The 6,634-nt window shown below is 69.3% G+C and carries 5 protein-coding genes; all 5 read left to right on the top strand.

Features of this window, described 5'->3' with window-relative positions; all coding sequences use genetic code 11:
* The first annotated feature begins 99 nt into the window (after positions 1-99).
* Positions 100-927: a zinc-dependent peptidase gene (locus tag VLK61_RS21485; RefSeq protein ID WP_325423767.1), complete on the top strand. Its 828-nt coding sequence runs from the start codon at positions 100-102 to the stop codon at positions 925-927.
* A gap of 23 nt (positions 928-950) precedes the next feature.
* On the top strand, positions 951-3,080 hold the full coding sequence (gene recG, locus VLK61_RS21490) for an ATP-dependent DNA helicase RecG (protein ID WP_325423755.1): 2,130 nt from the start codon (positions 951-953) through the stop codon (positions 3,078-3,080).
* Between the two features lie 39 nt (positions 3,081-3,119).
* Positions 3,120-4,043 carry a LysR substrate-binding domain-containing protein gene (locus tag VLK61_RS21495; RefSeq protein WP_325423757.1) on the top strand — a complete coding sequence of 308 codons (924 nt, stop codon included), beginning with the start codon at positions 3,120-3,122 and terminating at the stop codon, positions 4,041-4,043.
* Positions 4,044-4,154: 111 nt separating this feature from the next.
* The gene (locus VLK61_RS21500; RefSeq protein ID WP_325423759.1) at positions 4,155-5,873 is read left to right on the top strand and encodes a calcium-binding protein; all 1,719 of its coding nucleotides are present in this window, start codon (positions 4,155-4,157) and stop codon (positions 5,871-5,873) included.
* A gap of 46 nt (positions 5,874-5,919) precedes the next feature.
* Positions 5,920-6,634: GNAT family N-acetyltransferase (locus tag VLK61_RS21505; RefSeq protein ID WP_325423761.1), on the top strand; the 715-nt coding region annotated here is incomplete at its 3' end.

The following is a 6,634-nucleotide window of genomic DNA, read 5'->3' on the forward strand; positions in this document are numbered from 1 at the left end:
ATCAGGCCGTTACCGACGGGCGGGCTCGGCCCGACTTGAAACCCGCATCCGCCGCACCCATGTGCCGAGCTTGTGATGCTGCGGAGCCCCGGCGTGCCGATGCTGATAGTCGCAGGCCTCGTCCTGCTGATGCTGGGCTGGTGGCTGACACACACCTGGCGCGGCGAACGCCGGCGCGCACGCTGGCAGGCCGCGCCGTTTCCGGCCACCTGGCGCCGCATCCTGCGCCGCCGCGTGCCGCTGGTGGCCCGCCTGCCGGTGCCGCTGCAGCTGCGGCTGAAGGGCCTGATCCAGGCCTTTCTGGCCGAAGTGCCGATCATCGGCTGCGGCGGTTTGACGGTCAGCGACGAGATGCGCGTGACCATCGCCGCGCAAGCCTGCCTGCTGCTGCTGGGCCGGCATCGCGGCGGCACGCCGGTGAGCCATTTCCCGAACCTGCGCCAGGTGCTGCTGTACCCCGGCGCCTTTGTCGTCGAACGCGCGGCGCCGCAGGCTGGCGGCGTGCTGCAGGAACAGCGCCGCACGCTGGCCGGTGAGTCCTGGCAGCAAGGCCAGGTGATCCTGAGCTGGGACGCCGTGCGCGACGGCGCGGCCCTGCCCGATGACGGCCAGAACGTGGTGCTGCACGAGTTCGCGCACCAGCTGGACCAGGAGACCGGTGCCGCCAACGGCGCGCCGCTGATGCCCGGCACGGCGCACCTGCGGCAGTGGGCCGCCGTCTTCAGCACCGCCTTTGCCGAGCTGCAGCAGCGCCTGCAGCAAGGCGAGCCGGGCTGCCTGGGCCCCTACGCCGCCAGCAGCGAGGCCGAGTTCTTTGCCGTGGCCACCGAAGTGTTCTTCGAGCAGCCGCGGGCCTTGCGCCAGGAGTACCCGGCGCTGCACGACGTGCTCACCGCTTACTACGGTCTGCAGCCCGAGGGCTGGTAGATCGTCGCGGCAGAATGCCGCGCATGCCCGAGACCGCAGCCCCTGCCGCGAAGCGCGAGAAGTCCGCGCCGCAGCGGGCGATGGACAAGCTCGGGCTGCGGCGCGACATCGACCTGGCGCTGCACCTGCCGCTGCGCTACGAGGACGAAACCCGCATCACGCCGATCGCGCAGGCGCGTGATGGCGAGCCGGTGCAGGTCGAAGGCACGGTGCAGGACGCGCGCATCGAGTTGCGCACGCGCCGCCAGCTGGTGGTGCGCCTGGCCGACGACAGCGACGAGCTGGTGCTGCGCTTCCTGAACTTCTACCCCTCGCACCAGAAGACCTTCAGCCCCGGCGCGCGCGTGCGCGTGCGCGGCGAGCCGCGCGGCGGCTTCTTCGGCCGCGAGATGGTGCACCCGCAGTTCAAGGCGGTGGATGAACACACGCCGCTGGCCGCCGCGCTGACCCCGGTGTACCCGACCAGCGCGCAGCTGCCGCAGGTGTATTTGCGCAAGGCCATTGCATCGGCATTGGTTCGTGCGCCGCTGCAGGAAGTGCTGCCGCCACAGTGTGTGCCGCCGGGTCTGCCAACGCTGCGCGAGGCCCTGCAGTGGCTGCACCATCCGCCGCCCAGCGCCGCGCAGGCCGCGCTGGAAGACCGCAACCACCCGGCCTGGCAGCGCCTGAAGTTCGAGGAGTTGCTCGCACAGCAGCTGTCGCAGTTGAGTGCGCAGCGTGAGCGAGCGCAGCTCGCCGCCCCGGCGCTGCAGGCCCGGCGCGACGGCCTGCACGAACGCCTGCTGGCCGCGCTGCCCTTCAGCCTGACAGCGGCCCAGCGCCGTGTCGCCGACGAGATCGCCCACGACATCGCGCGCGCGCAGCCGATGAACCGGCTGCTGCAAGGCGACGTCGGTGCCGGCAAGACGGTGGTCGCCGCGCTGGCCGCGGCGGTGGCCATCGACGCCGGCTGGCAGTGCGCGCTGATGGCGCCCACCGAGATCCTGGCCGAGCAGCATTTCGCGAAGCTGGTGCAGTGGCTCGAACCGCTGGGCATCGGCGTCGCCTGGCTCACCGGCAGCCGCAAGGGCAAGGCCCGCACGCGCATGGTCGAGCGCGTGGCCAGCGGCGAAGCGGCGCTGGTGGTCGGCACCCATGCGGTGATCCAGCACGACGTGCATTTCGCGAAGCTGGGCCTGGCCATCATCGACGAGCAGCACCGCTTCGGTGTTGCGCAGCGGCTGGCGTTGCGCCGCAAGCTGGCGCTGCCCGCCGAGCCGCCATCACAAGGCGACCCCGCTGTCGCACAAGACGGCCCTGCCGAGGCGGCAGGCAGCCCTGCTGTGGCGCTGGAGCCGCACCTGCTGATGATGACGGCCACGCCGATCCCGCGCACGCTGGCGATGACTTACTTCGCCGACCTGGATGTCAGCACCATCGACGAATTGCCGCCCGGCCGCACGCCGGTGCTGACCAAGCTGTTCGCCGACGGCCGCCGCGCCGAAGTGGTGGCCCGCATCGCCGACGAAGTGGCGCAGGGCCGGCAGGTCTACTGGGTCTGCCCGCTGATCGAAGAATCCGAAAAGTCCGATCTGCAGAACGCCACCGAGACCCACGAGCGCCTCAGCGCCGCGCTGCCCGGCTGCGTGGTCGGCCTGCTGCACGGGCGCATGCCGGCGGCCGAGAAGTCCGCCGTGATGTCGCTGTTCACCGGCGGCGACATGGCGGTGCTGGTGGCCACCACGGTGATCGAGGTCGGCGTCGACGTGCCCAACGCCAGCCTGATGGTGATCGAGCATGCCGAACGCTTCGGCCTGTCGCAGCTGCACCAATTGCGCGGCCGTGTCGGCCGCGGCGCGACGGCCAGTGTCTGCGTGCTGCTCTATGCCGGCCCCTTGTCGCCGACCGCCAAGGATCGCTTGCGCGCGATGGCCGAGACCACCGATGGCTTCGAGATCGCCCGCCGCGACCTGGAGATCCGCGGGCCCGGTGAGTTCATGGGCGCGCGCCAGAGCGGCGAGGCCTTGCTGCGCTTTGCCGACCTGGCCGAGGACGCGCCGCTGCTGCGGCAGGCCCGCAGCCTGGCGCCGAAGCTGCTGAGCGAGCACCCCGAGGCCGCGCGGGCCCATGTCTCGCGCTGGCTGGACACGCGCGCGGACTTCTTGAAAGCCTGAGCCTCACGCGCCGTGAGGCAGGCCCGGATAATCGCCCGCATGACCCTCACCGAGTTGCGCTACATCGTTGCGGTCGCCCGCGAAAGACACTTCGGCCGCGCGGCCGAGGCCTGCTTCGTCTCGCAGCCCACGCTGTCGGTGGCGATCAAGAAGCTCGAGGAAGAACTCGACGTCAAGCTGTTCGAGCGCGGCGCCAGCGAAGTCAGCGTCACGCCGCTGGGCGAAGCCATCGTGCGGCAGGCGCAATCGGTGCTGGAGCAGGCCGCGGCGATCAAGGAGATCGCCAAGCGCGGCAAGGACCCGCTGAACGGTGCGCTGCGCCTGGGCATCATCTACACCATCGGCCCCTACCTGCTGCCCGAGCTGGTCAAGCACGCCATTGCCAACACGCCCCAGATGCCGCTGATGCTGCAGGAGAACTTCACCGTCAAGCTGCTGGACATGCTGCGCACCGGCGAGCTCGACTGCGCGATCATGGCCGAGCCCTTCCCGGACACCGGCCTGGCCATCGCGCCGCTCTACGACGAACCCTTCGTCGTCGCCGTGCCCAGCCACCATGCGCTGGCCGTGCGCAAGCACATCAGCGCCGACGAGCTGAAGAAGGAGACCATGCTGCTGCTCGGCACCGGCCACTGCTTCCGCGACCATGTGCTCGAGGTCTGCCCCGAGTTCGCGCGTTTCTCCAGCGACGCCGAGGGCATCCGCAAGAGCTTCGAAGGCTCGTCGCTGGAGACCATCAAGCACATGGTGGCCTCCGGCATGGGCGTCACCGTGGTGCCGCAGCTGAGCGTGCCCAAGGGCGGCCACGAGCATGTCACCTACATCGCGTTCGAAGCCCCGGTGCCTACCCGCCGCGTGGTACTGGCGTGGCGCCGCAGCTTCACGCGCTACGAGGCCATCGCGGCGCTGCGCAATGCGGTGTATGCGTGCAGGCTGGATGGGGTGCAGCGGCTGACGGCCTGACCCCAGCACCCATTCAAGGGGGCAGAAGACGCCGCGGGCTCCGGTAGCATCCGCGGCGCGCACGATCTCCGTGCGCCACGCACAAATAACGCGCCAAGCGAGGGAGTTCCCATGACGTCCAGCACCCGGGTCGGCCTGACCGCGACCAGCTCTGCCGCCAAACCGGCACCAGCGCTCACCGTGACCGGCACCAGCGGCAATGACATTCTTGCCGGCGGTGACAGCAAGGACACGATCAGCGCGCAGGCCGGTGACGACTGGCTCACCGGCGGTGGTGGCAACGATACGCTGCGCGGCGGGGCCGGCGCGGACATCGCGACATTCATCGGCAGCTATGCCGACTACACAGTCACCTTTGACGCCGGCACCAACACCTACACCGTGGTCGACAGCGTTGCCGGCCGCGACGGGACGGACAAGGTCAGCGGCGTCGAATACCTGAACTTCGAGGGCTACACGGTTGCCGCCGGCACGAAAGCCCTCGGCCAGGAATTCAACGGCAGCGAGGCCTCGGAAACGATCAACGGCGGCAAGGGCGGCGACAGCCTCAGCGGCGGCAAGGGCGACGACCGGCTGGTCGGCGGCGGTGACAACGACCTGCTGGTGGACGCCGGCGGCAACGACATCGCGGTGTTCAGCGGCCCCCAGGCCGACTATGTGGTGAGCTACGATCTCTTCTCAAACAGCTTCACGGTTGCCGACACCGTGGCCGGCCGTGATGGCACCGATACGCTGATCGGCATCGGCTGGCTGGAGTTCAGCGACGGCACCGTCGCCAACAACAGCAACAACAATTTCGTGACCGGGTCCGACGGGGACGACCTGCTCGATACCGGTGGCGGCGATGACAAGCTCACCGGCCTGGGCGGTGACGACATGCTCAAGGGCGGTGCCGGCACCGACTGGGCGACATACAGCGGCTACTACGCCGAATACGTCATCAGCTTCGACGCGGCATCCGGCACTTACACCGTTGCCGACACCGTGGAAGGTCGCGACGGCACGGACACCTTGAGCGACATCGAATACCTGGACTTCTTTGGCATCGATATCGTCACGGCGACTTCCGTTGGCGGCACCCTTGTTGTCGCAGGCAACAACAACGGTGATGTGTTGATCGGCGGCAGCGGCAACGACAGTCTGTACGGCGGCAAGGGCAATGACAGTTTGACCGGCGGCGCCGGCAACGACGCGCTGAACGGATACATGGGCGTCAACACGGCCGTATTCAGCGGCGCATTTGGCGACTACATCGTCTCGTTCGACACACTGACCAGCACCTACACCATCACCGACAAGGTCGCCGGCCGCGACGGCACCGACTATGCGCAAGCCGTAAACAGCCTGAGTTTCAGCGACATCACGCTGCCCATCGCCACAAGCGCCGGCGGCAAGGTTCTGACCGGCACCGACAGCGCGGACCAACTCACCGGCGGCAGCGGCAACGACAGCCTGATCGGCGGCAAGGGCGCCGACACCCTCAGCGGCGCGGGCGGCGTTGACGTGCTCACCGGCGGCGCAGGCCAGGACAAGCTCGACGGGGGTGCCGGCAACGACTGGCTGGTCGGCGGCACCGGCAACGACCGCTTGTTCGGCCGCGGCGGCAGCGACACCGCGGTGTTCAGCGGCTCCTTTGGCGAGTACACCATCACCGTCGACAGCGCGACCGGCAACACCACGGTCACCGACACCGTGGCCGGGCGTGATGGCGTGGACGTGCTGAACACGGTCGAGTTCTTCCAGTTCGCCGATGGCAGCTTCGCTGTCGACGGCACGGTGGCGCTGGTCGGCGTGGCGGCAGTCGACACCGGCGACGCGGGCGCTTTCTGAGCGTGCGCCGCCAGCATCGCAAGCGGCGTTCGCTGCCCGCAACACCATGACTGCGCCTGGCCCGCCCGGCGAGCCGTCCGCGCTGGACCACCTGCGCGCACTGCGGCGCAGCGGGCGTCTCGACGACGCCCGCCGCTGGCTGGGCGAACGCCTGCGCGGCCGGCCGGACCAGGCGCTGCTGGCACTGGCCTGGCAGCATGAGCCCTTCTGGTGGCAGCCGCTGCGCGGCCGGCGCGTCAGCCTGCACCGGCGCGGGCCGGATGACATCGATCTGGTGCGGCGCTGCTGGGCGGACGCTGACTTCATGCGCAAGTTCAACCGCATGGCAGCGCCGCTGCCAGCGGCCGACGAGGCCTTGCGCGATCTGCTGCGGCGCGAACAGGCGGCCATCGTCTCCGAAACGGCGGGGCTGCACTGGACCATCCATGCCGGCGAACACAAGCTCGGCTTCGTCAGCGTCACCAACATCGCGCTCGGCCACCGGCGGGCCGAATACCTGATCGGCATCCACGAAGCCTGCAGTCCCTGGGTCGGGCCCGAAGCGTCGCACTTGGCGCTGGGCTTCCTGGCCCGGCAAGCGCACATCGAGCGCCTGACCGCCTACTACTACCCCGAAAACGCGCACGCCATCGAGGTCTCGCAAAAGCTGGGCTTCGTCATCGAAGGCACGATGCGTGGTTTTCTGCGCCTGGCCGATGGCTCGCGCAGCGATCTGGTCGTCGCCGGTTTATTGCTCGACGACGCGTACTTCGCTCGCACGG

Origin of the sequence: Aquabacterium sp., from assembly GCF_035476535.1 — a bacterium.
Lineage (GTDB): Bacteria > Pseudomonadota > Gammaproteobacteria > Burkholderiales > Burkholderiaceae_C > Pseudaquabacterium.